The organism is Mycolicibacterium nivoides (genome assembly GCF_003855255.1).
Lineage (GTDB): Bacteria > Actinomycetota > Actinomycetes > Mycobacteriales > Mycobacteriaceae > Mycobacterium > Mycobacterium nivoides.
Genome location: NZ_CP034072.1, coordinates 5,425,793 through 5,450,531, shown reverse-complemented (window position 1 = coordinate 5,450,531; position 24,739 = coordinate 5,425,793). Strand labels below are relative to the sequence as shown.

Genomic DNA, 24,739 nt, shown 5'->3' with positions numbered 1-24,739 from the left:
CGCCATGGTCGCTCAGACACTGGCCGCCGCCGGAAGCGCCGCAGAATCCGCGGGCTACGTCATCGGCACGCTGCTCATCCCCGGGTTGGGGCTGCTGCTGCTGATCCTCGGCCTGGTTCGGCGTTCGTCGTCGTCGAAGCCGAGTGGCCAGCCCGGGTACCCGCCGGGCGCCTATCCGCAACCTGGGTATCCGCAGGGCTATCCGCAACAGGGCTACTACCCGCAACAGGGCTACCCGCAGCAGCCCGGCTATCCGCCGCCGGTTTACCCGCAGGCCTACGGCGCGCCACCCAAGAAGTCCGGCACGGCATTGATCGTGATCGGTGTGATTCTGCTGGTGCTCGGCCTGTTGGGATTGGCGGGGCGGATGGCCACCCGCGCGTCGGAGTCGAGCTCGAGTTCCAGTTCCGTGTGGAGCTCGGCGCCGACCACGAGCTCAGATTCCGGGTCATCGAAGTCCGGGGCCTCTGGTGACCTGGCGGTGGGGGAGTGCCTCACCGGCGTTCAGTACGCCACGGCAGGCAGCGACCTCACCCCGACCGACTGCAGCGACCCGGACGCCATCTACGAGCTGGTGTCCAAAGGTGGCGGATCCGCGACATGCCCGGACGGCAAACGGGCCGACTCTGACTACAACGTGCTCATGGACGTGACCCGCACCTATTGCTTCATCCCCGACCTCGCGGAAGGCGAGTGCTTCAACATCGACGACAAGCTCATCACCGCGGTGGAATGCTCCGACCCGAAGGCATCCATCAAGATCGTCAAGCGGGTTGACGGTTCAACCGACCCCGCTGTCTGTGATTCAGGGTCAAACGCGGTGGCCTTCCCCGAGCCGGCGCGGGTCTACTGCGGGGCGAAGCCGTCGTAGCCGTCAGGCATCGAGCGTGCGGGCCGACCTACACTCGGGCCCGTGACCACCACACAGCGCCGCGGGTTCAACGACGCCATCACGAGCTTCTGGAGTTTCGCCGCACCGGCCTACGACCAGGGCTGCCTCCAGCGGTGGGTGTACCGGCCCGCCCAGGATGAGGTGATCGCCCAGCTGAAGGAGCGCGGTGCCCGTGCGATCGCCGATATCGCCTGCGGTACCGGCATCCTGGCCGATCGCATCCAGCGCGAACTGCAACCCGATGAGGTGTACGGCCTCGATATGTCCGACGGCATGCTCGCCCAGGCGCGCAAGCGTTCGGACCGCGTGCGATGGAAGTCGGCCCCCGCCGAGGAACTGCCCTTCCAGGACGGCTTCCTGGACGCGGTGGTGACGACATCGGCCTTTCATTTCTTTGACCAGCCCGCCGCACTCGCGGAGTTCCACCGGGCGCTGGCGCCCGGCGGCATGGTGGCGGTGACGACGATGAGCCCCCGTCGTACCTTCCTGCCGCTGCACGCCCTGTCGGCCGGCTTGGGTGCGCCTGCGCACAGTCCCACCGAGAAGGAGATGCGCGTGCTGTTCGAGGCGGCTGGATTTGAGGTGGCCGAACAACACCGGGTGCGCCGGCCGGTGTGGACGCCGATCTCCGACGTCATCACCGTGGGGGTCAAGCCGACGTGACCGAGAACGACGACAGCCAGCCTCAGATCAGCGGTTCGGTGCAACTGCGCCGCGATCGCTGTGCCACCACCACCGCCGACCAGCGCCTGCTGGGCCGGCGCGGCCCCACCGATTGGGTGCACACCGATCCGTGGCGAGTGATGCGGATCCAGGGCGAATTCGTCGACGGTTTCGATGCCCTTGCCGAGATGCCGAGGGCTGTCACAGTTTTCGGATCGGCCCGCACGGTTCCGCATTCGCCGGAGTACCGGTTGGGCGAGGAACTGGGCATCGCGCTGGTACAGGCGGGCTATGCGGTGATCACCGGGGGCGGTCCGGGCTCGATGGAGGCGGTCAACCGCGGGGCCAGCGAGTCCGGCGGCTACTCCGTCGGACTCGGTATCGAACTGCCCTTCGAGCAGCGCCTCAACCACTGGGTCGATCTCGGCATCAACTTCCGCTACTTCTTCGTCCGCAAGACCATGTTCGTCAAGTACGCACAGGCATTCGTGTGCCTGCCGGGCGGATTCGGCACCCTCGACGAACTGTTCGAGGCACTGACCCTTGTGCAGACCCGCAAGGTCACCGAGTTCCCGATCATCCTGCTGGGTGTCGACTACTGGTCGGGGCTGATCGACTGGATCCGCAACACGGTGCTGCCCGGCGGAAAGATCTCCGAATCGGAGTTGGCCCTGCTCCACTGCACCGACAGCGTGGCCGAGGCCGTGGATCTCATCGCAGCGTCGGCGCGATAGCCGAGGCCGTCAGCCCAGCTCGACCACGACCGGAGCGTGATCGCTGGGTGCGGTGGTGCCCTTCTTGGGGCGTCGTTCGTCCTTCACGATCTCGGCGCCGGTGACGCGCGAGGCCAGGCCGGGGGAGCCGAGGATGAAGTCGATGCGCATGCCGCGGCGCTTCTGGAATGCCAGCTGGGTGTAGTCCCAGTAGGTGTAGATTCCCGGCCCTTCGGTGAAAGGTCGCACCACATCGGTGAATTGGGCGTCGTGCATGGCCTGGAACGCTGCCCGCTCGGGCTCGGACACATGCGTGCTGCCGTCGAACGCGGCCATGTCCCAGACGTCCTCGTCCCTGGGTGCGATGTTCCAGTCGCCGACCAGTGCGATGGGCTTCTCCGGGTCGTCCTTCAGCCAGCCGGAGGCTGTATCCCGCAGGGCGGCAAGCCAATCCAGCTTGTAGGCGTAGTGCGGATCGGCCAGTGTGCGGCCGTTGGGCACGTACAGGCTCCACACCCGCACCCCGCCGCAGGTGGCTCCCAGCGCGCGGGCCTCGGCGATGGCCTCTTCCTCCGGTTTGCTGCTCCAGGTCGGTTGTCCCGCGAACCCGATCTCGACGTCGTCGAGGCCGACCCGCGAGGCGATGGCCACGCCGTTCCACTGGTTGAGTCCGATGTGCGCGACCTCGTAGCCCAGGGCCGCGAACGGCATCATGGGGAACTGCGCGTCGGTGCACTTGGTTTCCTGCATCGCCAGCACGTCGACGTCGGCACGTTCCAGCCAGTCGACCACGCGGTCCACTCGGGTTCGGATCGAATTGACGTTCCATGTGGCCAGGCGCATGGGGTTAGAGGTTACGGTCAGCGCGAACCGAGGACGTCCTCGGCCGCGACATAACGGGTTTGGTGGTGCAGCCGGAAACCCAGCGCGGTGTACAGCGCGATGGCCGCGTGGTTGTCGACCTCCACCTGGACGTACGCCTGCCCGGCACCCGCCTCGGCGCCCCAGGCCTGCAGCACCTCGCACACCGCCCGGGCGTGGCCCCGCCTGCGGTGGGCAGGGGAGACGCGGACCGACGAGATACCCAGCCAGGCCGCGCCGTCCGGGGCCGTCGTGACGGCGCCCCGGCCGACGGCGCAGTCGGGCACGGTGGCGAAGGTGAGCACTCCGTCGACCACCGCCGTCAGTACGTCGGCGGGCACCTCGCGCTCGTAGATCGCCAGCCACTGCGCATCCGGTTGCTGCGCCAGCGTGACACCGGGGGGGCGAGGCGCGCCGGCGGCGGGCAGCTCACGCACCATCACCCGGGCCGGCTTGATGCCAGGGGTGCGTATGGGCAGCAGTCGCTCCGGCAAGGCCAGCCACGCCGGCAGGTTGCGTTCGCGGTACCAGTCGCGCACCGCGGACAGATCGGCGATCTGTGCCGACACGCCCAGCGGGATCGCCGAATTGGCCCGGCTGGTGACGCCGTGCCCGGCACGCAGCAGCCAACCGCCCAGCCATTGCTGCTCGACGCCGGGCCACGCCAGCGCCGCCGCGTGTTCGAGCGCACGGATTTCGGAGGCCCGCACCGGTGCGTGCGACAACTCCCGGACGCTGACGATGTCGGCAGGCGAGATGTCGACGAGTTCACCGTCCTTGGTGCGGATCAGCACCGTCGGGTCGAGGCGCTCCAGATGCCCGATGACGTCGGTGAGCGGCTTGGCCGACCCGGCGGGCAGCCGGTAACGCAGGCTGACCCGGGATCCGAGTGCGGGCAATGACGGCATCAGTGGCCGAACGGGTCCGGAACCTCGCCGGGCATCCAGGACAGACCGGGTACACCCCAGCCGTTGCGCTTGACGGTCTTCTTGGCTGCCCTCGCATAGCGGCCCACGAGGCGGTCGATGTAGAGGAATCCGTCGAGGTGTCCGGTCTCGTGCTGGAGCATCCGGGCAAACAAGTCGGTGCCTTCCAGAGTGACCGGTGAACCGTCTGCGTCGAGGCCCGTGACCCGCGCCCAGTCGGCCCGTCCGGTCGGGAAATTCTCGCCCGGCACGGACAGGCAGCCTTCGTCGTCGTCGTCAGGGTCCGGCATCGTCTCGGGAACCTCGGAGGTCTCCAGCACCGGGTTGATGACGACCCCGCGGCGACGCGTCGTGTGGCCGCGGGTCGGAGCGCAGTCATAGACGAACAACCGCTTGGCCACACCGATCTGGTTGGCGGCCAAGCCAACCCCGTTCGCGGCGTCCATGGTGTCGAACATGTTCTGGATGAGTTCGGGCAGATCCGCGGGCAGTGAACCGTCCGGGCCGACAGGCACCGGTTCGGTCGGCGTGTGCAGAACGGGATCCCCGACGATGCAAATTGGTACGACGGCCACCGGGGAATCTTAGGCGGAAGTCCTTCGCGAGCCGACTCGCGGGTTTATGTGTCACCCAGACCCAGCAAGCCGTGGTTGAATAATCGCCGAACCACAGCGATGTTATTTCTCACGTGTCGGAAGGGTCCAGGGAGCAATATGGACGGCGCCATGGCGCGGACTGAGCAATCCGGGGACGACTCTGACCTGAGCGATGGGCTCACCCGGCGCGAGCACGATATTTTGGCCTTCGAACGCCAATGGTGGAAGTACTCCGGCAGCAAGGAAGACGCCATCAAAGAGCTCTTCTCGATGTCGGCCACGCGGTACTACCAGGTGCTCAACGCATTGGTGGACCGTCCCGAGGCGCTGGCTGCCGACCCGATGCTGGTCAAGCGGCTGCGGCGGATGCGGGCCACGCGGCAGAAGGCCCGGGCTGCGCGGCGGCTCGGCTTCGATATCACTACCTAAAGGTCACGCGATGAGGGATCGGGCGGTTCGCTCGATACAGTGGTGGCGATGAATCAGCGAGACTCCTCCGGGTTGCCCCTTCGTGCCATGGTCATGGTGCTGTTGTTCCTCGGGGTCGTGTTCCTGCTGGTCGGTTTCCAGGCGCTCGGCTCAGACGACGACTCTTCGGATCAGTCGTCGTCCGTGTCCACGACCGCCGCGACGACCACCACGAAGACCTCGGCAAAGGCCGAACCCGCACCAGAGGTCAAGGCCGACGTGCGCGTGTACAACATCTCCGATGTCCCAGGTGCGGCCGAGACCACGGCCAACCGGCTGCGCGAGGCGCACTGGAATGTCACCGAGACCGGCAACCTGACGCTGGAGGGTGTCGCCGGCACCACGGTGTTCTTCGGTGAGGCGCCGGGCGAGAAGGAAGCCGCCGAATCGGTGGGCAAAGCGATCCAGGCGCCGGTCGAACCGCGGCGCCCGGAACTTCTCGAGCAACCACCGGGCGTGATCGTAGTAGTCACCGGCTAGGCTTTGGGCCATGCTGAAGCCCGTCAGTGTTGCCATACTGTTTGCCGCCCCTGTTGTCGCGCTGAGCGCCTGCAGCCCTCCCGGTCAGGTGCCGTCCGACACGCCCGGCACCACGCCGGCGATCTGGACCGGATCGCCGTCCCCATCGGCTGCTCCCGGTGAGCACGGCGGGAGTGGCGCGCAGGGCACCAGTGGCGGAGAGACCCTCACCGCAGAGATCAAGACCGCCGACGGAACGTCCGTGGCAACGGCCGACTTCCAGTTCGCCGACGGCTTCGCGACCGTGACGGTCGAGACCACCTCTCCCGGCCGCCTGGCACCCGGGTTCCACGGCCTGCACATCCACTCGGTCGGTAAGTGCGAGGCCAACTCGGTGGCCCCGACCGGCGGCGCGCCCGGCGACTTCAACTCGGCCGGCGGCCATTTCCAGGTTTCCGGTCACTCGGGGCACCCCTCCAGCGGAGACCTGAGCTCCCTGCAGGTCCGCGCTGACGGCTCGGGCAAGCTGGTGACCACCACTGACGCGTTCACTGCCGAGGATCTGCTCGGCGGCACGAAGACCGCCATCATCATCCACGAGAAGGCGGACAACTTCGCCAACATCCCGCCGGAGAAGTACCAGCAGGTTGTCGGCGGCGCACCTGGTCCCGATCAGGCGACCATGGCCACCGGCGACGCCGGAAGCCGGGTGGCGTGCGGTGTTATCGGCGCCGGCTGACAGCCGTATCGATTTCGCCGGGTCGCCCCGGCCCACTGTCGGCGTCGAATGGGAGTTCGCTCTCGTCGACGCCGACACTCGTGATCTGAGCAACGGCGCTGCCGAGGTGATCGCCGAGGTCGGCGAGACCCCGCACGTGCACAAGGAGTTGCTGCGCAACACCATCGAGATCGTCACCGGAATCTGCGAGAACACCGGTGAGGCGATGGACGACCTGCGCGGCACCCTCGGCCCCGTGCGCAAGATCGTGCACGACCGCGGCATGGAGCTGTTCTGCGCGGGCACCCATCCGTTCGCGAAATGGTCGGCGCAACAGCTGACCGACGCGCCGCGGTATGCCGAGCTGATCAAGCGCACCCAATGGTGGGGCCGGCAGATGCTGATCTGGGGTGTGCATGTGCACGTCGGGATCTCCTCGGCGCACAAGGTGATGCCGATCATCTCCTCGTTGCTCAACCAGTACCCGCATCTGCTGGCGCTCTCGGCGTCGTCGCCGTTCTGGGACGGCGAGGACACCGGGTACGCGAGCAACCGGGCCATGATGTTCCAGCAGTTGCCCACCGCCGGCCTGCCGTTCCAATTCCAGACCTGGCCCGAGTTCGAGGGCTTCGTCCACGACCAGAAGAAGACCGGCATCATCGATCACCTCAACGAGATTCGTTGGGACATCAGGCCGTCACCGCACCTGGGCACGGTTGAGGTGCGGATCTTCGACGGGGTGTCGAATGTGCGTGAGCTCGGTGCGTTGGTCGCGCTGACCCACTGCCTGATCGTCGATCTGGACCGCAGGCTCGACGCGGGCGAGCAGTTGCCGACCATGCCGCCCTGGCATGTGCAGGAGAACAAATGGCGCGCGGCCCGCTATGGCCTGGACGCCGTGATCATCCTGGACGCGGACAGCAACGAGCGGTTGGTCACCGAGGATCTCGATGAACTGCTGAATCACCTTGAGCCGGTTGCCAAGTCGCTGGGGTGTGCTGATGAGCTCGCCGCGGTGACCGACATCTACCGCGGCGGCGGCTCGTACCAACGGCAGCGCCGGGTGGCCGAGGAGAACGACGGCGACCTCCGCGCAGTCGTCGACGCCCTGATCGGTGAACTCCAACTGTAAGGATGAGGGCTATGCGGCTGCGGATCGTGACGGGGATCGTTGTTGCGGGCTTCGCCCTCTCGGGCTGCAGCACAGTCACGGCCGGAACACCGATGGCCGATCCGGATCAGACCGGGATCTCCACCACCACGACCACCACCACACGCCGGCCGAGCGGAACGGCGTCGCCGTCGACCCCGGTTTTCCCGTCCCCCGGGACCAGTCGCGGGGCCAGCACCCCGCCACCCAACGGGATGTCGACCACCTGCCGGGAATACGCGTCGATGGATGAGGCGACCCAGCTCGGCATGGTCGAGTTGCTGGTGGAGAACGGCTATCCGGGGATGAGGAAGAATCCGTACATCTGGACCTCATTCATCGGTGCCATGTGCGTGCTGGGTGACCGGGACGCGACCGTGGTCGACGCGATCAACAAAAAGGTGCCGGGCTGACGTCTCGGGGATGAATTGCCCTGTAGTGCACCGTGAAGTAGGGCCAGGCCTGCATCGCGGTGACCCCGTCCAGCCCGCGGATGCTCTCGTCGAGCACAGTGAGCAGGTCCTCACCCTGGGCGGTCACCACCTCGGCCAGGACATCCCAACGACCGGCCGTCAGCGCCACATACGACACTCCTTCCACCCGGGTCAGCGCCTCGGCGACCTTCTGGGCGCCGGCCCGGCCGTCGGTGCGGAGCGCCACCCAGCTGCTGTGGCGGTAGCCCAGCCGTAGCGGGTTGGCGATGCACATCACCCGGGCCGCACCCGTCTCCACCATCCGGCTGTAGCGCGACCGGATGGTGGTCTCGGACAAGCCCAGCGCGGAAGCGAAGTCGCGGAAGGCGGCGCGGCCGTCGACGGCGAGGCGCGTCAGGATCGCGCGGTCGATAGCGTCGAGCGCACGCGGCCGCACCGCGCCGTCGGCCAGCGCACCGGACAGCCGAGCCTGCTGATAGTGCAGCCGCAGGTACGGGAGCAGTTCGACCGAGCGCACCCCCGGCAGCGCCGCGATCTTGCCGAAGGCCACATCGTGAAGTTCGTGGTGGTCGGTGCAGACCAACTCGAGCACCACCCCGTACGGCCCCGTCGTCGCCGTCACGTAATCGGCTTCGGCCAGCAAGGCGAGCTCGGCGGCGAGATTGACCGGCGTGCGCGAGCCGTCGACGGTCAACAGGGCCAGCCCCAGCGAGCCGAACCCGAGGACCGCCGGATCGGTGATGGCGGCGATGGTGATGTAGCCCTCGTCCAGCAATCTCGAAACACGGCGGCGTGCAGTCTTTTCCGTGATGGCCGCCCGGCGGCCCAGCTCAGCGTAGGGAATGCGGCCGTCGGCCTGTAGCAATTCGATCAGTTGGCGGTCGACCGCATCGAGGTCGGTGTACCCCGGATCGGACAGCAGCGTGCGGGTTGCCTCAAGCTCCGCTGACGGTGGCATCATCCGAGGCTACCGGCTCAGGCGCATTGACCAACCCAAGAGCGAGGACGATCCTGGCCTCATGACGGTCTCACCGATGTTTCCACTCGAAGTGGCCATGTTGCCCGGCCAGGAGTTGCCGCTGCGGATCTTCGAACCGCGCTATGTGGCGATGGTGGGCGACTGTATGGCCATGTCGGAGCCGTCTTTCGGGGTCGTGCTGATCTCGGCCGGCCGCGAGGTGGGCGGCGGTGACCGGCGGTGCGACGTCGGGGCCCTGGCCAAGATCGTCGACTGCCAGGAGTTCGGTGTCGGCAAGTACCGACTGCTGTGCGTGATGGGTGACCGAATCCGGGTGCAGCGCTGGCTCGACGACGATCCGTATCCGCGCGCCGAGATCGAGATGTGGCCCGACGATCCCGACGGTGTGGCGGATGCCGCCCGGATCAGCAACGTGGAAGACCGGATGGTGGCGCTGCTGGACCGGATCGGGGAGGCTCGCGGGACACCGATCCGCAGCCGCGAGATCGTCGAGTCGGCCAGCGTCGACTCGGAGAACCGCTTGTACGCCTTGGCGACTCGGTTGCCCATGGGCCAGGCTGACCGCTACGCGCTGTTGGCCGCGCCGTCGGAGGCGGCACGTGTCGAGGTGCTCAGCGAAGCGGTGGACACCGTCACCGCGATGGTGGAGTTCCAGCTTTCGGAGTGAGCACGGTCGAAGCGGCAACCACTCGGCTGCCGAATCTCCGTCATCCCGACTATTTTTCGAGCAGAACGCCTTCGACGAACTCCGTGGACATGATGCCCTCGGTGGTATCGGCCGGCAGGGAGCGGTGGTAGCGCGCCATCAGGTCATCGGCGGGCAGTGCCCCCACGTCCCAGCAGTGTTCGCTGAGCCAGTCGGGGACGTGAGCGCGGTCCTCGACGAACCACAGGCGTTCCGGGTCAGGCATGTCATCACCGGCCTCGGCGGCCTCAGCCCGCATCTGCGCGATGCGCTCGCGGCGACGAGCCAGGTGATCCTCGGAGAAGAACCCGGCGCTGAACGCCTCGACCGCGATCCGGCTGTCCCGTGCCGACAGTTCGGTGATGCGCTCGAACAGCTGGTCCTGCGCGTCGGCGGGCAGGTACGGCAGCAGCCCTTCGACCGACCATGCTGTGGGCTCGGTTGCGTCGAAACCCGCATCCTGCAAGGCCTTCGGCCAATCCTGGCGCAGATCGACCGGGACGGCGACGTGCCGGGCCTTGGGCACAGCCCGGTGGGAGGCCAGAACCTCCTCCTTGAACTGCAGCACCTGCGGTTGGTCGATCTCGAACACCACGCTGTCGTGGATCCAGGGCAACCGCCAGGCGCGGGCATCCAGACCGGCCGCCAGGATCACCGACTGACGGATGCCCGCCGCGCCGGCGGCGAGGAAGAACTCGTCGAACCACTTGGTGCGGGACGCGGCGTAATTCCCGATGGCGCGGATCCGCTGGGCCATCGCGCCGGTGGGAGGGCGCCACCCCCGTGCTGCTGCCGCATCGAGGAACATCTGTGCGTACGGGTCGGTGAACAACGGGGATTCTGAGACGGTCTCGCTGGCGCGTGCCATCGCGACCGCGAGCGCGGTGGCACCCACGCTCTCGGTGATATCCCAGCTGTCGTCGTCAGTTCTGGCCATCGCCTTCAGTCTCCTCGAACTCCGCCATCTCGTCGCGGGTCAGCAGGTTCTCCCGATTGCGCTGCTCACGGTAGGCCAGTTGCCCCACGCGGTTGGCGATCACCGGCGCGGTGATCAGCGTGAACAAACCGGTGAGGATCAACATGCCGACATCGGCGTGGCCCCGGAGCCGGATCGCCGCGCCGGCCAGCACCAGCAACAGCCCGAGCACCTGGGGCTTGGTCGCCGAATGCATCCGCGACATGGTGTCGCCGAACCGCACCACGCCGATCGCCGCGGTCAAGGCCAGCGTCGACCCGGCCAGGATCAGGACCGCGGTGACGATGTCGAGGATGTTCACGGCAACCACTTCCGCCGCGGTTCATCGGTATCGGGCACGCGGAATCGCGCCACGCTCACCGAACCGACAAAGCTGATCAACGCCAACGCAGTCAGGCTGTAGGTCACCGTGGTGTCGAGGCTGTACGCCGCCCAGGTGCCGATACCGCACAGCGTGACGGCCACCAGAGTGTCCAGCGCCACCAGCCGGTCCAGGGTGCTCGGCCCGGCCAGCAGGCGAAACATCGTGATGGCCGCGGCGGCGGTCAGCATGACCGCGGCAATCGTCCACACGGTGCTCATGCGCGATCCGCCTTCGCTTCTCGCTGGTCCGTCATGCGCCCTCCTTGTTGGCCGCAGGGCGCCAGTCCGACTCGCGCTCAAAGGCCGCCACCAAAAGCCGTTGCAGCGTGGTGATCTGGCTGTGGAACCGGTTGATCGCCCGGTCGGAACCCACATCGACGACATGTACGTAGATCAGCCGCCGCGTCTGATCGATCTCCAGCACGATGGTCCCAGGGGTCAGGTTGATGATGTTGACGCCGAGTGCCAGGACCAGATCCGACTTGATCGCCAGATGCGCCCGCAACACCGCGTTGACCGGCAGCGGCCCCGGCCTGACCGCCAGCCACGCCATCTGGAACGAGGACATCACCAGCCAGACGGCGACCTGAATGACCAACCGCAGCAGCGACAACAGATGGACCCGGCCCTCGACAGGGACGGCGGGCAGCGGCAGGAGCACCGTGATCACCACGGCAACGGCAAAGCCCGACACGATGTTGGCCGGGGAGATGCTGCCCCACAGCAGCACCCACACCAGCATCAGCCAGCACAGGATCCAGGCCCGAAGCAGCACCCACCTCATCGCTCATCACCCCCGAGCACCGCCGAGATGTATTGTCCACGGTCCAGCACTTCGGCCGCCGCGCGCTCGCTGTAGGAGAAGATCGGCCCGGCCGCCACCGTCAACGCCAGCCCGACAGCGATCAAAACGCCTGTCGGAGCCAACATTCCCATCGGCATGCGTCCCACACTGTCGCGGTCGGCGAACTCGATGTCCTCGATGTCGTCGAGCAGCACCGCCGGTGCCGACCCGGCCAGGTGCCCCTCGGGTGCGTCGGCACGGGCCCGCCAGAACGCCTTCGTCCACACCCGTGCCACCACGTAGAGCGTCAGCAGGCTGGTGACCACACTGCCGGCCACCAGGATCCAAGCCAGTGCCGAACCGTTCTGGGCGCCCGCCTCCAGCAGCGCAACCTTGCCGATGAAGCCCGAGAAGGGCGGGATACCACCGAGGTTGAGCGCGGGCACGACGAACACGAACGCCAGCACCGGGCTTGCCGCGGCCAGGCCTCCCAGTCGCTGCAAGGTTGACGCCCCGGCCTGCCGCTCGATCAGACCGACGACCAAGAACAACGTTGTCTGCACGACGATGTGGTGGGCCACGTAGTAGATCGCGCCGGACATGCCGAGCTGGCTGGCCAGTGCGACACCGAACACCATGTAGCCGATGTGGCTGACGAGCGTGAAGGACAACAGTCGTTTGATGTCGCTCTGGGCGATCGCACCGAGGATGCCGATGACCATGGTGAGCAGGCCCGCCACCAGCAGGACGTTGTCCAGCTCGCCACCCGGGAACAGCAGCGAATGGGCCCGGATGATCGCGTAAACACCGACTTTCGTCAGCAAGCCGGCGAACACCGCGGTGACCGGCGCGGGCGCGGTGGGGTAGGAGTCGGGCAGCCACGTCGACAGCGGGAACACCGCGGCCTTGATGCCGAACGCCACCAGCAGCACCGCGAACAGCGCGGTGCGGGTGCCCGACGGGATGTCGTCGAGGCGTAACGCCAGCTCGGCCATGTTCAGTGTCCCGGTCGCCGCGTACACCAGCGCGATGCCGATCAGGAAGATCAGCGACGACACCATCGACACCAGCACGTAGGAGATGCCCGCTCGGACGCGGTCCTCGCTGGCGCCGATGGTCAGCAGGACGAAGCTCGCGGCCAGCAGAACCTCGAAGCCGACGAACAGATTGAACAGGTCACCCGCCAGGAACGCGGTGCACACGCCGGCCGACAGCACCAGATAGGTGGGCAGGAAGATCGACACCGGCTGGCGTTGGTCGCCGTCGCGGATACCCTGCCCGATGGCGTACGCGACCACCGCCAGCAACACGATGGCCGACACCACGAGCATGAGTGCCGAAAGCCGGTCTACCACCAGGGTGATGCCCAGCGGCCCCATGCCGGGAACGCTCTGGCCCCAGCCGCCGACGTGCAGCACCAGGGTGCCGTCCCGGTCGGCCAGGTACACCAGCGCCGCGCACACCACGACCACGGCCGTCAGTGCGAACTGGGTGATGAGTCGTTGCAACTGGGGACGGCGTCCGGCCACGAGCGTCGCGGCCGCGGCGAGTGCCGGGATCAGCACCGGCAACGGGATCAGGGCCTGGGCCGTCACTTCGACCCCTCGAATCCCGGCAGCGCATCGAGTTCGTCGGGCGCGTCGGTGTCGCGGTTGGGGTCGGGTGGCGGAATGACTTCCTCGTCAGTGCCCGACCGCTGCGAAACCCGGGTGTCCTCGGGATCGTTGCTGACCTCTTCGACCGTGGTCAGTCGATACGAGCGGTAGGCCAGTGCCAGTACGAATGCCGCCAGCCCCATGCTGATCACGATCGCGGTGAGGATCATGCCCTGGGCCAGCGGATCGGCGTCAGTGGTGGCGCCGTTGCTGGTGCGCCCGCGGATCGGTGGATTGCCCGACTTGCCGCCGACAGTCAGGATCAACAGGTTGACCGCGTTGCCGATCAGCAACAACCCCAACAACATCCGGGTCAGGTTGCGTTCGAGCAGCAGGTACACGCCGGTGCTGGTGAGCCCGCCGATGATGATCAGCGGGACCAGGAATGTCGTCATCGGGCCAGCTCCGCATCCACGCGGGCGCCGAGGCTGCGCAAGATGTCGAGCACCAAACCGACAACGATGAGATACACCCCCAAGTCGAAGAACAATGCGGTCACCATCTTGACCGAACCGAGTACCGGAACGTCGAATTGCAGAACGGCTGAGGACAATGCGGGCGCTCCCAACAGGATTGACGCGACCGCCGTTCCCGCCGAGAGGCCCAGACCGGTGCCGAGGATCTTGCCCGCGTCGAGCGGCAGCGTCTCGCCGAGCTCGTAGCGGCCGCCGGCCAGGTATCGGAGCACGAGGGCCAGGCCCGCGGTCAACCCGCCGGCGAAGCCGCCGCCGGGGGTGTTGTGGCCGGCGAAGAAGAAGTACGCCGAGAGGACCATGATGAGCGGGAAGATGACGCGGGTCGCCACCTCCAGCACCAGGGAGCGGTGTCGCGGGTCGCGCAGCTCACTGCCGCGCAGCCAGGTGACGTCGCCGACGGCCGGGCTGTACGCCCCGATGGGACCGATGTCGGGCTGGCCGACGGCCGTGCTGACGCGGGGCGCTGCACCGAATCGCCGGTTCCGGAACACCAGCGATGCCACACCCGTCGCGGCCACCAGCAACACCATGACCTCACCCATGGTGTCCCAGGCGCGAATGTCGACCAGCAGCACGTTGACCGCGTTGGCGCCGTGACCGCGGTAGTAGGCGGCGTCGGGGATCAGCTCGGCGATGCCCACCCCGTTGCGTGCGGCCATCGCGAAGACCGCGAGCGTCGTGACCGCGGCGCCCACCGCCAGCGCCAGGGCGGCGCGCGGCAGCCGGTGGCGGTTGATGTTGGTGGCATCGGCCTCGGCCGGCAGGATCCGGAGAACCAGCACGAAGATCACCAAAACCAGTGTCTCGACCAGGAATTGGGTCAACGCCAGATCGGGCGCGCCGTGGAAGGCGAAGATCGCACCGCAGCCATAACCGGTCACCCCGACCAGCAGCACCGCGGCCAGACGGTTACGCATCACCGTCGCGCCGATCGCGGCGGCCAGCATCAACAACCCGACCACCACCTGCAGCGGGGAATCCCACAACGCGAAATCCGGGCGGTCCCGGGCGCCCAGCGCCAGCATCACGATGGGCAGCACCACCAGCGTCGACAGGATCACCGACTGGGTGGCCGGCAGCGAGCCGCGCTGGGTCTCGCCGGTCAGGCGCACCGAGGTGACATCAAGGCCGCGGATCACCGCGTCGTACATGCGGTCGGCGTTGCCCAGCGGCTGATAGGCGAACCGGGTGCGAGGCAGGCGGTTCCGGCCGAAGAACACCACGGTGCCGACGGCCAGCACCACCACCGACAGCAGCAGCGGCAGGCCGAACCCGTGCCACAGGGCCAGGTGGTAGCCGGATCCGCCGGGCATGGTGTTGGCGTATTCGTCGAGCACCGCGTCCATCCCGGCGGGCCACAACCCGAAGGCCAGGCCGGCCGCGGCGAGGATCGCCGGCGCGGTCAGGAAAGTGGTTGAAGGGCGGTGCATTTCAACGACCCGGGTGCTCGGTTTCGGCAGCCCCTTGTCGGCGAACGCGCCCCACATGAAGCGCAGGCTGTAGATGGTGGTGAACACCGAGCCCACCACGATGCCGGTCAGCACCCATGGAGCCGCGGAGCCGAGCGCCGGGCTGTGCAGCACGGTCTCAAGGTCGGCTTCCTTGGCGACGAAACCGAAGAACGGCGGCAGCGCGGCCATGCTCGCGGTGGCGCACGCGGCGATGACCAACAGGGGCTTGCAGTGGCGCCCCAAACCGGCGAGGCGCCGGATGTCGCGGGTGCCGGTGGTGTGGTCGATGATGCCGACCACCATGAACAACGCGGCCTTGAACATCGCGTGCGCGCACAGCATGGCCAGCCCGGCCAGCATCATGTCGCTGCCGCCGGTGCCGACCATGACGGTGATCAGGCCGAGCTGGCTGACCGTGCCGAAGGCCAGGATCAACTTCAGGTCATATTCACGGACTGCGCGCCAGCCGGCCAACAGCATCGTGAGCAACCCCAGCCCGACGACCATCGGCCGCCACAGCGAAGTGTCGGCGAAGCCCGGCGCCATCCGGGCCACCAGATAGACACCGGCCTTGACCATCGCCGCGGCATGCAGATACGCGCTGACGGGAGTGGGCGCGGCCATCGCGCCCGGCAGCCAGAAGTGCATCGGCACGATTGCCGACTTCGACAATGCGCCGACGAGGATCAGCGCCACCCCGATCGCGGCCGCCGCGCCTCCCGGCGGAGAGGCGATCAACTCCGAGAGCAGATAGGTGCCCGACAGGTTGCCCAGCACGATGATGCCGACCAGCATCGCCAGGCCGCCGAACGTGGTCACCAGCAATGCCTGGGTGGCCGCCCGCCGGCTGGTGGCCCGCTCGGCGTAGTGGCCGACCAGCAGGAAGGACAACACCGTGGTGGTTTCCCAGAAGATGTAGAGAACCAGCATGTTGTCGCTGACCACCAGGCCGAACATGGACCCGGAGAAGGCGACGAGCTCGGCCGCGAAGCTGGGCAGCCGCTTCTCGATCTTGCCGTCGTGGTGGTGGAAGTACTCGCCGCAATAGAAGAGGACGAGAGCACCGATGGCCAGCACCAGCACACTCATGATGGCCGCGAGCGAGTCGAACCGCAGCGTGATGTCCATCGACAGCTCGTGCACCCACGGGATGCTGAGGGTCGGGACGCGGTCGTGGCTCGGCCAGTTCAGGCCGACCCAGACCAGGGAGCCGAGCGGCACCAAGGCCAACGGATAGAACGCTCGCCGGCCCCATTTGGCCACCAGAAGCGGCGCCAGCGCGGTGGCGACCGCGTGGGCGAGCAGAACGGCGAGCATGGCACTCCGATCGGGTTGGGGTCGGGGTGTCAGCCTTATGGCTAGGGCTTTGGGTTAACACGCAGTCTACGTGGCGGGTCATCGCTAGCATCGGCTGATGGCCCCCGGCGAGGTCGTGGTGGTCGGCGCCGGTCCGACCGGATTGATGCTGGCGTGTGAGCTTGCGCTCGGCGGAGCGCCGGTCACGGTGCTGGAGGAACGCACCTCTACGCCGAACATCACCCGGGCTTTTGCGGTGCATGCGCGGACCCTGGAACTGCTCGACGGCCGCGGGCTGGTCGATCGGTTGCTGAGCCGCGGAATCGAGGTGCACGAGGTGGCGCCGCCCGGCGGGGCCACCCTGAATCTGCGGGAGCTGCCGACCCGGTTCGGGATGGTGCTGATCGTTCCGCAGAGCGGCACCGAGCACGTGCTCGAGGCCAGGGCCGCCGAACTGGGCGTGCAGGTGCGTCGCGGCGCCGAGGTGGTGGGGTTGCGTCAGGACGGCCAGGAAGTCACCGTCGAGCTGGCGGGCGGCGAGAGCCTCGGCGCCGAGTACGTGGTCGGCTGCGACGGCGCCCACAGCGCGGTGCGACGACTGGTCGGGATCGACTTCGTCGGCAAACAGTACGAGACACACATCCTGCTGTCCGACGTCCGGCTGGCCACGCCGCCCGCGGAGACGCTGTTCGCCCGGACCGGGACCGAGGGCGTGGTGTTGTTCGTGCCGTTCGGCGACGGCTGGTTCCGCGCCATCGCGTGGGACCGGCTGCGCGAGCGGGCGCCGCTGGAAGAGCCGGTGACGCTCGACGAGATGCGCGACGCGTTCCACCGCATCGCCGGCGATGACTTCGGCATGAGCGATATGCGGTGGAGTTCGCGCTTCCTCAGCGAGCGGCGCCAGGCCCGGCACTACCGGTCGGGCCGGGTGTTCCTGGCCGGCGACGCCGCGCACGTGCATTCCCCGCTGGGCGGGCAGGGCATGAACACCGGGCTCGGTGACGCGTTCAACCTGGGCTGGAAGCTGGCGTTGGCGGTCCACGGGCAGGCGCCGTCGTGGCTGCTGGACAGTTACGAACGCGAGCGCCATCCTGTCGGCGCCGGCGTGCTCCGGTTGACCGATGCGTTCAACCAGATCGTGCTGAGTTCGGCTGCGTCGCGCCGGCTGCGGGTGCTCGCGCTGGGGACGGTGTTGCGGATACCTCGTGCCCGACGGTTTGTGGCCGAACGGCTCAGCGGTATCGGCATCGCCTATCCACGGTCGAAGGACGAGGACTGGTTGGTCGGACGCCGGATGGCCGATGTGGACTGCGGGGGGACCCGGCTCTACGAGTTGTTGCGCGCCGGCAAGTTCGTTCTCGTCACGGCTGAACCGGTCGACGTCGCCGGCTGCGATGTGGTGCAGGCGATCGACAACCGCCCCGAACTTCCCGATGCGGTGCTGGTCCGGCCGGACGGCTATGTGGCCTGGGCCAGCGAGCGGTTGCCGCATGCGGCCGAGGTGCGTGCGGCGATCGCGCACTGGATGTCCGCTGCGGGCTAGGCGCGCTGGCGCGCTGGCATCGAGCGCCCGCCGGCGCGTAGGCACCGAGACTGTACTGAGGGACAGAAATCGGCGTGATGTCGTCCCTCATTACAGCTTCGGTGTTGTGTCGGTGTGGCATGCCAACATTGGGCCGTGAGTGGGGTGTTGGTCGGTAGTGAGGCTTTGGCCACGCAGCTCGTTACGCGCAACGAACTTCGGCGCCACTACCAGCGGCTGTTCCCGGACGTCTATGTACGCGGGGAACCGACACTGCGCGACCGGACAATCGGTGCGTGGCTGTGGTCGGGCCGCCGGGCGGTGATTGCCGGCGTCGCCGCGTCGGCACTGCACGGGGCAGCGTATGTGGACTCCGATATCCCAATCGAACTCATCTGGAACAACACTCGACCGCCGGCGGGTTTGGTCGTTCGCAACGAGACCCTTTCCGACGACGAGATCAAACGGGTCGTGGGCCTGCCGGTCACCACCCCGGCGCGCACCGTGTTCGACCTAGGGCGTCACCACCCTCGCGACGAGGCTGTCGCACGGATCGATGCACTGGCCTGGACCCTGCGGGTCACCGTCGACGACGTCACCCCGCTGATCGCGCGCTACCCGGGTGTCCGGGGGATTCGAGCGTTAAAGGCCGCGCTGCCACTGGTCGACAGGGGCGCCGATTCGCCGCGGGAGACCTGGCTGCGCCTGCGACTGACGGACGCCGGAATGCCACCCGATGAAACCCAGATCATGGTGATCGAGGGACGCGGCCGCATCGTCGGGATCTTGGACATGGGCTGGGAACGGTTCAAAGTCGGCGTCAACTACGACGGCATCTTCCACCAGTCAGATCGCAAACGTTATGTGCAGGACCAGAAGACCCTGCGCAAGTTGGAGGCCATGGGGTGGATCGTCATCCGCGTGATCGCCGAGGACAACATCGCGGAGGTCCTCGCCCGTGTCGAACGCGCGCTGCGCGGCCGCGGCTGGCACCGAGACTGTACTGAGGGACAGAAATCGGCGTGATGTCGTCCCTCAGTACAGCCTCGGCGGAAGCGTGCCTCAGAAGTACCGCAGCCAGACGTACACCCAGGCCAGGGCGGTACTGAGCGCGGTGACCACGAGGCCGTACCGGGTGAACCGCCAGAAGCTGATCGGATGCCCGGCCCGCTTGGCGATGCCGATGGCCACCACGTTGGCGCTGGCCGCGATGGCAGTGCCGTTGCCGCTGAAACAGGCGCCGAGCGCGAACGCCCACCACAGCGCCTGGCCCGTCTGCGCCTCCGGTACTTGAGCCACCATGTCCTCCACCACCGGCGTCATCGTCGCGGTGTAGGGAATGTTGTCGACGAATGCGCCGACGATCGCCGAACCGAACAGCAGCGCCGTCGCCGCCCCGAACCAGTTGTCGCCGAACGCTGACTCGGCCACCGACCCGAGCGCACCGATGACACCGGTGTGGACCAACCCGGCGACCATGACGAACAGCCCCATGAAGAACACCAAGGTGGGCCACTCGACCTCAGGCAGCACCTCGGCCACATCGATGTCGGTGACCAGCAGCATCGCCCCGGCACCCAGCAGCGCGACGATCGACGGCGCCACGTGCAACACCGAATGCAGCGCGAACCCGACGATCACCACGTTGAGCACCAGAAGCGAGCGGATCAGCAGACGCTTGTCCTTGATGGCTCGTCGTTCCTGCAGGGCCATCACCTCGTCGATCTGCATCTGGTCGGCACGCAGGTCCCGGTGGAACAGCACCCGGGTGAACAGAACGAACAGCGCGAAAATGATGATCACGACTGGTGCCATGTGGATCAGGAAGTCGTTGAAGGTCAGGCCGGCGCGACTGCCGATGATGATGTTCGGCGGATCTCCGATCAGGGTGGCGGCGCCGCCGATGTTGGAGGCCAGCACCTCGGCGATCAGATAGGGCTGCGGCGGGATACGCAGCCGGTCGCAGATCACCAGGGTCACCGGGGCGATCAGTAGGATGATGGTCACGTTGTCGAGCACCGGTGAGGCGAAGGCGGTGATCGCCATCAGCATGACCATCAGCCGGAACGGATTGCCGCGGGAGCGCTTGGCGGCCCAGATCGCCAGGAAATCGAAGAGCCCGGTCTGCTTGATGACGCCGACGATCACCATCATCCCGAGCAGCAGGAAGATGACGTTCCAGTCGATGCCCTGGTGCTCGGAGTGGAACACCTCGGCGCCGGGGATCAACCCGAGCAGGGCCATCAGGCCGGCGGCGACCAGGACGGTCTTGACCTTGTCGGCTCGCTCGGTGGCGATGAACCAGAAGGCGACGACGAAGATCGTCAGCGCCAGGTATGGGGCGAGCGAAGCGACGGGAAGTAGGCCAGTAGCGAGCACGGGCCTGAGCGATCAGTCGCCGGGCCCGGCGACCGCAAGGCTGGTCAGTAGCCGCTCGAGCGTGACGGCCCCGGTGAGCCGGCCGTTGCGGTCGACGACGGCGATGAGCGGACTGCGCTTGTTGGCCATCACGGTGGCGATTTCCAACAACGTCGCGTCCGGTGTCACGGTCGCGGGCTTGGTCGCGGGCCCCGGAAGACAGTCACCGACCGTGAGTTTGCCCGGCCCGTGCCAGAACAGGTCGGCGTGAATCTCGTCGACCGTGCGGACCAGGGCCGGATCCTCTTGGTAGGACTCGGGAATCGCCAGGCGCAACACCTGAGTTCCCGGCAGCACCGCCACCGGGCGGTCGTCGTCATCGACGACCACCAGGCCCGGCAGCCGGTTGACCACCATCAGCTGGACGGCCTTCGAGACGGGGTCGTCGATCCGCACCGTCGGCAGGTGGGCCGCGATTTCATGTGCCTGCATGAGTTCGTTCCAATGCGTCGCTAGTGTCATCGTCCTCGTTCTCCGATCAATTCGGGACGGCTGTGCGCAATGCCAGTGCCAGCTGGCGGTCCGATTTCATGTCGGCTCCGGCGGTGGCTGCCAGTGTGGGTGACCAGGGGCTAGGTGACCATCGGGGCTGACACCCATTCCGTGGGGGGTGTTGCCTGTATGGACAACACCGCTGGTCCCAGGTCACGCTGGTGGGGTGAAACCGGCGCGCACCCCGGCGGCCGCGTTGTTTCGTCGGGTCTTCCTGATCAACGGGTTGATCTTCACGCTGGGCACCCTGATCCTCGCGCTGTCCCCGGCCTCGGTGTCCTCACGGATAAAACTCACCGAAATCCCAGTGTTGGTCGTAGGTTTGGCGATTATCCTGACTGCGAATGCACTTCTTCTGAGATCGAGTCTTGCCCCACTGGATCGGCTCGCCGCGTCAATGCGGCGAGTCGATCCGCCCAAGCGCAGCGACCGTGTCGACGGCCGTGACAGCGGCGACCTGCAGCACCTGATCGAGTCGTTCAACGCCATGCTCGATCGGTTGGAGACCGAACGGACCACCGCGAGCGCGTCGGCGTTGGCCGCGCAGGAGAACGAACGTCAGCGCATCGCACGGGAATTGCACGACGAGATCGGCCAGACACTCACCGTCGCGCTGCTCACTCTCAAGCGCGCCGTCGATCGGGCCCCGGCGTCGATCCATGCCGAACTCGCCGACGCACAGGAGATCGTGCGGGCCGGTCTCGACGAGGTGCGCGACATCGCCCGGCGGCTGCGCCCGGACGCTCTGGAGGACCTCGGGTTGCACAGCGCACTCAACGCGCTGTGCAACGACTTCGCCCAGGCATCCGGCATTGCCGTGGTCAAACACATTGCGCTGCAATCGGACCGGTTGAAGCCCGACGTCGAGCTGGTGTGCTACCGGATCGCCCAGGAGGGGCTGACCAATGTGGCGCGGCACTCTGGGGCGCGAAAGGTGTGGGTGGATCTGCACACCGGTGAAGGTGAACTCACGCTGCGGGTGGCCGACGACGGCTGCGGCGGTATCGCGACCGAACCGATGCGGGAGGGCGCGGGCATCAACGGTATGCGTGAGCGGGCACTGTTGGTGAATGCCGCGCTGACGATCAGCTCACCGCCGGGTGGGGGCACCGAAGTGCGGTTGGTCATCCCGTTGCGGGGCGCCTGACATGCCGGCTCGGATCCTGCTCGCCGATGATCACGCCCTGGTCCGTAGCGGGCTGCGGATGATCATCGATGCGGAACCCGATCTGCAGGTGGTGGCCGAGGCCGCCGACGGGCACGAGGCGCTGACCGCACTGGAAACGACGCCGGTGGACCTGGCGATTCTCGACATCGCGATGCCGCGGATGACCGGGTTGCAGGCCGCGCGTGAGATCAACCGGACTCATCCGAACGTGCGGATCCTGATCCTGTCGATGTACGACAACGAGCAGTACTTCTTCGAGGCGCTCAAGGCCGGGGCGTCGGGCTATGTGCTGAAGTCGGTGGCCGACCGCGATCTGCTCGAAGCCTGCCGGGCGACCATGCGCGGGGAGCCGTTCCTGTACGCCGGCGCGGTGACGGCGCTGATCCGTGACTATCTGCACCGGTCGCGCCAGGGCGGCGAGTTGCCGGACAACATCCTCACGCCACGGGAGGAGGAGGTCCTGAAGTTGATCGCCGAGGGGTACTCGACCCGCGAGATCGCCGCGACGCTGACCATCAGCGCCAAGACGGTGGACCGGCACCGGACCAACATCCTGGCCAAACTCGGCCTGCGGGACCGGTTGGCGCTGACGCGCTATGCGATCCGCGCCGGGCTCATCGAACCGTGAGCCCAGATCGGAATGGCATGTGACGCAACGCCGATGCCCCAACCCATGATCGGCCAGACGGGCCAGAAGTACCAGCCGCCACCGCCGAACCCGACGGCCAGCCAGATGCCCAGCATCAGCAGGGATCCGGCCACGTAGGCGGCGAGGTGGATCTTGACGCTCATCCGTGCGGCCCGCTGCTGGGCGGCGTGGCGTCGGGGATCATGACGCCGCAGACGGTTGACGGGTAGGTCGGCGACGAGGCCGCGCAACTCGTCGGTGGTCTGGGCCAGGAACGCCGACTGCAGCCGATCCTCGTACTCGGGCATGGTCAGGTAGCCCTGGGTGAGGGCCTGGCCGAGGTCGTTGGCAGTGCGTTCCCGCTCCCGGTCGCCGGCGCGGGCGGTTTCAACGGTGTGTAAGGCGGTGTCGGCCATCTCGAACTCCCGTAAATCTAGTCAGTGACTAGTTGAACTATCCCACCGCAACTTGTCAGCGTCAAGATGTAATTCTGCCGGCTTCCCGTTCGGCCAGGTCGCGCAGGGTCAGCAGCTGCTTTCGCATCATCACCACGTCGCCCGCCGCCATCGCCCACCCGATTAGCCGTGGACCGTCGAAGCGCACCCGCACGTGTAGCCGGGTGCCACCGGCGCAGTCCCGTACGGCGTAGGTGACGGCGACCTTCCCGGTTTTCAACGTCACGTGCTCGTCTTCGGCGAATGAGCACAGCGTGAAAATCTGCATGAAGCGTTGGCCGGTGCGGAGCTGGGTCAGTTCCGGGTTCCGGGTGCGCGGACTGCGCCGGCCGAAGTTGTCGATCAGGTCGTAGCTGTACGGGGCGACCCGTAGCTGGCAGAGCCAGCCGAACACGGTCGACACGGGCGCGTCGATGCTGACCGCCCGGTCGGCGCAGAGTGCGGCGGCCGGGGTCAGGACGTCGCACGGCAGGGCGGCGTTGCGCTCCTGGGCCGTGGCGCCCCAGTTCAGGATCACGCCAGTACGTCCGGACGGGGGCGCAGTTGTCCCGCAATGCGTTTGAGGACCTGGCGCACCGCCACCCCGTGGCCGCCCGAACTGATCACCAGGGCGCGGTAGATCTTGCCGTGAATGCCCGGGAAGGCTGCCCAGGTTTGTGAGCGCACCCGGGTGCGATGCGGGCCGAGGTCGTCCAGCTCGAAGATCCACTCGTAGATCGAGAACGGGTGACGGCCCTTGAGGACCAGGCGTTGGCGCGGGGTGCACTCGCCGATGGCGAATCCGAATGGGGCGCGCGGTTGGGCGGGATCGCCGCACATCGCTCGTAGGACGGCGGCCCATGTCGTGGCGGCGTCGGCGTCGACGGTTATGGCATGCTCATCGATATAGGGTAAACGTTCCATATAGAAGGACTGTACTAGATCATGGCGCCTCCGCGGAAGCATGAAACCGACGCGATTTTGGATGCGACGCGGGCGTTGGTGCTCGCCGAAGGGCCAAGGGCGGCAAGCGTTGCGGCGATTGCCAAGGTCAGCGGGGCCCCGGCGGGCACGCTGTACCACCGGTTCGGCAATCGCAACGGGGTGCTGACGGCGGCCTGGCTGCGGGCGCTGGAGCGGTTTCAATCCCGCGCGATGGCGGCGACCGCGGACGACTCGGTGGAGGCGGCGGTTGCGATGGGTGTCGCTGCCGTGGACTTCGCCCGTGAGGTTCCCGAGGACGCCCGATTCCTGCTGACCATCCGGCCGAGTGACCTGCTCGACGGCGCACCCGATGCGGAGTTCACTGCGACGCTGGCAGCGATGAACGTGCCACTCATCGAACGGTTACGCGAGTTGGCGCGAGGGATCTACGGCAATGACGATGCACGCACGATGGACGCCATGTCGCGGGCCGTCGTCGATCTGCCCTATGCGATGGTGCGCCGGCACGCCAACGATGCCGAGTTGCCGGAGTGGATGGAAGAGGATTTGGCCGATGCCATCCGGAAGTTGTTGACGGTGTGACGAAT

30 protein-coding genes are annotated in these 24,739 nt (G+C 67.2%); 14 read left to right on the top strand and 16 right to left on the bottom strand.

What is annotated here, in order from left to right; all coding sequences use genetic code 11:
- The first annotated feature begins 4 nt into the window (after nucleotides 1-4).
- The 3 genes from EH231_RS34120 to EH231_RS26735 are packed head-to-tail and all read left to right on the top strand — an operon-like array spanning nucleotide 5 to nucleotide 2,289.
- Nucleotides 5-871, top strand: coding sequence for an LppU/SCO3897 family protein (locus EH231_RS34120; protein ID WP_206429613.1), 867 nt, complete (start codon nucleotides 5-7; stop codon nucleotides 869-871).
- Nucleotides 872-913: 42 nt separating this feature from the next.
- On the top strand, nucleotides 914-1,555 hold the full coding sequence (locus EH231_RS26740) for a class I SAM-dependent methyltransferase (protein ID WP_124713650.1): 642 nt from the start codon (nucleotides 914-916) through the stop codon (nucleotides 1,553-1,555).
- Nucleotides 1,552-2,289: an LOG family protein gene (locus EH231_RS26735; protein ID WP_124713649.1), complete on the top strand. Its 738-nt coding sequence runs from the start codon at nucleotides 1,552-1,554 to the stop codon at nucleotides 2,287-2,289. Before EH231_RS26740 ends, EH231_RS26735 begins: the two co-directional genes overlap by 4 nt.
- Nucleotides 2,290-2,298: 9 nt before the next feature.
- Here EH231_RS26735 and EH231_RS26730 read toward each other — a convergent pair whose 3' ends face one another.
- From EH231_RS26730 to EH231_RS26720, 3 genes are read right to left on the bottom strand one after another with little or no spacing between them, the layout of a single operon-like run.
- Nucleotides 2,299-3,111: an exodeoxyribonuclease III gene (locus tag EH231_RS26730; RefSeq protein WP_124713648.1), complete on the bottom strand. Its 813-nt coding sequence runs from the start codon at nucleotides 3,109-3,111 to the stop codon at nucleotides 2,299-2,301.
- 17 nt (nucleotides 3,112-3,128) lie between these two features.
- On the bottom strand, nucleotides 3,129-4,037 hold the full coding sequence (locus tag EH231_RS26725; RefSeq protein WP_124713647.1) for an N-acetylglutamate synthase, CG3035 family: 909 nt from the start codon (nucleotides 4,035-4,037) through the stop codon (nucleotides 3,129-3,131).
- Nucleotides 4,037-4,630: a peptide deformylase gene (locus EH231_RS26720; RefSeq protein ID WP_044515530.1), complete on the bottom strand. Its 594-nt coding sequence runs from the start codon at nucleotides 4,628-4,630 to the stop codon at nucleotides 4,037-4,039. Before EH231_RS26720 ends, EH231_RS26725 begins: the two co-directional genes overlap by 1 nt.
- 138 nt (nucleotides 4,631-4,768) lie before the next feature.
- Here EH231_RS26720 and EH231_RS26715 point away from each other — a divergent pair, with 138 nt between their 5' ends.
- From EH231_RS26715 to EH231_RS26695, 5 genes are read left to right on the top strand one after another with little or no spacing between them, the layout of a single operon-like run.
- Complete coding sequence (locus tag EH231_RS26715; protein ID WP_124713646.1) at nucleotides 4,769-5,080, top strand: nucleoid-associated protein NapA; 312 nt, start codon at nucleotides 4,769-4,771, stop codon at nucleotides 5,078-5,080.
- Nucleotides 5,081-5,128: 48 nt separating this feature from the next.
- Nucleotides 5,129-5,599, top strand: coding sequence for a LytR C-terminal domain-containing protein (locus tag EH231_RS26710; RefSeq protein ID WP_084621825.1), 471 nt, complete (start codon nucleotides 5,129-5,131; stop codon nucleotides 5,597-5,599).
- Nucleotides 5,600-5,609: 10 nt separating this feature from the next.
- A complete protein-coding gene (gene sodC, locus EH231_RS26705) occupies nucleotides 5,610-6,317 on the top strand; it encodes a superoxide dismutase[Cu-Zn] (RefSeq protein ID WP_124713645.1) in 708 nt (235 codons plus the stop codon).
- Nucleotides 6,298-7,428, top strand: coding sequence for a glutamate--cysteine ligase (locus tag EH231_RS26700; protein ID WP_124713644.1), 1,131 nt, complete (start codon nucleotides 6,298-6,300; stop codon nucleotides 7,426-7,428). Before sodC ends, EH231_RS26700 begins: the two co-directional genes overlap by 20 nt.
- 11 nt (nucleotides 7,429-7,439) lie before the next feature.
- Complete coding sequence (locus tag EH231_RS26695; protein ID WP_124713643.1) at nucleotides 7,440-7,859, top strand: hypothetical protein; 420 nt, start codon at nucleotides 7,440-7,442, stop codon at nucleotides 7,857-7,859.
- Here EH231_RS26695 and EH231_RS26690 read toward each other — a convergent pair.
- A complete protein-coding gene (locus EH231_RS26690) occupies nucleotides 7,837-8,838 on the bottom strand; it encodes an Lrp/AsnC family transcriptional regulator (RefSeq protein ID WP_124713642.1) in 1,002 nt (333 codons plus the stop codon). The genes EH231_RS26695 and EH231_RS26690 overlap by 23 nt on opposite strands.
- 61 nt (nucleotides 8,839-8,899) lie before the next feature.
- On the opposite strand from EH231_RS26690, the gene EH231_RS26685 reads away from it, so the two are divergent.
- Nucleotides 8,900-9,526 (top strand): LON peptidase substrate-binding domain-containing protein, encoded by a 627-nt coding sequence (locus EH231_RS26685; protein WP_090424264.1) that lies wholly within the window; start codon nucleotides 8,900-8,902, stop codon nucleotides 9,524-9,526.
- A 49-nt stretch (nucleotides 9,527-9,575) separates the two neighbouring features.
- Here the strand turns inward: EH231_RS26685 and EH231_RS26680 are convergent, their stop codons facing one another.
- Genes EH231_RS26680 through EH231_RS26650 form a run of 7 tightly spaced genes read right to left on the bottom strand, consistent with a single transcriptional unit; the run spans nucleotide 9,576 to nucleotide 16,566 of the window.
- Entirely contained in the window at nucleotides 9,576-10,481 is a 906-nt protein-coding gene (locus EH231_RS26680) for an SAM-dependent methyltransferase (protein WP_124713641.1), read from the bottom strand.
- Complete coding sequence (locus tag EH231_RS26675; RefSeq protein ID WP_090424266.1) at nucleotides 10,468-10,821, bottom strand: monovalent cation/H(+) antiporter subunit G; 354 nt, start codon at nucleotides 10,819-10,821, stop codon at nucleotides 10,468-10,470. The genes EH231_RS26680 and EH231_RS26675 overlap by 14 nt, the downstream gene beginning before the upstream one ends.
- Nucleotides 10,818-11,102 (bottom strand): monovalent cation/H+ antiporter complex subunit F, encoded by a 285-nt coding sequence (locus EH231_RS26670; RefSeq protein ID WP_090424267.1) that lies wholly within the window; start codon nucleotides 11,100-11,102, stop codon nucleotides 10,818-10,820. Before EH231_RS26670 ends, EH231_RS26675 begins: the two co-directional genes overlap by 4 nt.
- A 31-nt stretch (nucleotides 11,103-11,133) precedes the next feature.
- Nucleotides 11,134-11,667, bottom strand: coding sequence for a Na+/H+ antiporter subunit E (locus EH231_RS26665; protein ID WP_090424268.1), 534 nt, complete (start codon nucleotides 11,665-11,667; stop codon nucleotides 11,134-11,136).
- Complete coding sequence (locus EH231_RS26660) at nucleotides 11,664-13,262, bottom strand: Na+/H+ antiporter subunit D (protein WP_090424269.1); 1,599 nt, start codon at nucleotides 13,260-13,262, stop codon at nucleotides 11,664-11,666. The genes EH231_RS26665 and EH231_RS26660 overlap by 4 nt, the downstream gene beginning before the upstream one ends.
- A complete protein-coding gene (locus tag EH231_RS26655; protein WP_090424270.1) occupies nucleotides 13,259-13,717 on the bottom strand; it encodes a Na(+)/H(+) antiporter subunit C in 459 nt (152 codons plus the stop codon). The genes EH231_RS26660 and EH231_RS26655 overlap by 4 nt, the downstream gene beginning before the upstream one ends.
- Nucleotides 13,714-16,566: a Na+/H+ antiporter subunit A gene (locus EH231_RS26650; RefSeq protein WP_090424271.1), complete on the bottom strand. Its 2,853-nt coding sequence runs from the start codon at nucleotides 16,564-16,566 to the stop codon at nucleotides 13,714-13,716. Before EH231_RS26650 ends, EH231_RS26655 begins: the two co-directional genes overlap by 4 nt.
- Before the next feature lie 97 nt (nucleotides 16,567-16,663).
- Between EH231_RS26650 and EH231_RS26645 the strand changes: the two genes are divergently transcribed.
- On the top strand, nucleotides 16,664-18,088 hold the full coding sequence (locus EH231_RS26645) for an FAD-dependent monooxygenase (protein WP_124713640.1): 1,425 nt from the start codon (nucleotides 16,664-16,666) through the stop codon (nucleotides 18,086-18,088).
- Nucleotides 18,089-18,223: 135 nt separating this feature from the next.
- Nucleotides 18,224-19,093, top strand: a complete 870-nt coding sequence (locus tag EH231_RS26640; protein WP_124713639.1) for a type IV toxin-antitoxin system AbiEi family antitoxin — start codon at nucleotides 18,224-18,226, stop codon at nucleotides 19,091-19,093.
- A 36-nt stretch (nucleotides 19,094-19,129) separates the two neighbouring features.
- On the opposite strand, the gene EH231_RS26635 is transcribed toward EH231_RS26640, so the two are convergent.
- On the bottom strand, nucleotides 19,130-20,446 hold the full coding sequence (locus EH231_RS26635) for an ArsB/NhaD family transporter (protein WP_090424273.1): 1,317 nt from the start codon (nucleotides 20,444-20,446) through the stop codon (nucleotides 19,130-19,132).
- A gap of 12 nt (nucleotides 20,447-20,458) precedes the next feature.
- Entirely contained in the window at nucleotides 20,459-20,917 is a 459-nt protein-coding gene (locus tag EH231_RS26630; RefSeq protein ID WP_044519157.1) for a CBS domain-containing protein, read from the bottom strand.
- 226 nt (nucleotides 20,918-21,143) lie between these two features.
- On the opposite strand from EH231_RS26630, the gene EH231_RS26625 reads away from it, so the two are divergent.
- Together EH231_RS26625 and EH231_RS26620 are read left to right on the top strand one after the other, a co-directional pair.
- Entirely contained in the window at nucleotides 21,144-22,124 is a 981-nt protein-coding gene (locus EH231_RS26625) for a sensor histidine kinase (protein WP_090424274.1), read from the top strand.
- A 1-nt stretch (nucleotide 22,125) separates the two neighbouring features.
- Nucleotides 22,126-22,773 (top strand): response regulator, encoded by a 648-nt coding sequence (locus tag EH231_RS26620; protein ID WP_090424275.1) that lies wholly within the window; start codon nucleotides 22,126-22,128, stop codon nucleotides 22,771-22,773.
- Here EH231_RS26620 and EH231_RS26615 read toward each other — a convergent pair.
- From EH231_RS26615 to EH231_RS26605, 3 genes are all read right to left on the bottom strand, one after another.
- On the bottom strand, nucleotides 22,740-23,189 hold the full coding sequence (locus tag EH231_RS26615; protein WP_090424276.1) for a DUF1707 domain-containing protein: 450 nt from the start codon (nucleotides 23,187-23,189) through the stop codon (nucleotides 22,740-22,742). The genes EH231_RS26620 and EH231_RS26615 overlap by 34 nt on opposite strands.
- 61 nt (nucleotides 23,190-23,250) lie before the next feature.
- Complete coding sequence (locus EH231_RS26610; RefSeq protein WP_090424277.1) at nucleotides 23,251-23,745, bottom strand: hypothetical protein; 495 nt, start codon at nucleotides 23,743-23,745, stop codon at nucleotides 23,251-23,253.
- Nucleotides 23,742-24,131, bottom strand: coding sequence for a hypothetical protein (locus EH231_RS26605; protein WP_090424278.1), 390 nt, complete (start codon nucleotides 24,129-24,131; stop codon nucleotides 23,742-23,744). The genes EH231_RS26610 and EH231_RS26605 overlap by 4 nt, the downstream gene beginning before the upstream one ends.
- A gap of 21 nt (nucleotides 24,132-24,152) precedes the next feature.
- Between EH231_RS26605 and EH231_RS26600 the strand changes: the two genes are divergently transcribed.
- Nucleotides 24,153-24,734, top strand: coding sequence for a TetR/AcrR family transcriptional regulator (locus EH231_RS26600; protein ID WP_090424279.1), 582 nt, complete (start codon nucleotides 24,153-24,155; stop codon nucleotides 24,732-24,734).
- Nucleotides 24,735-24,739 lie beyond the last annotated feature (5 nt).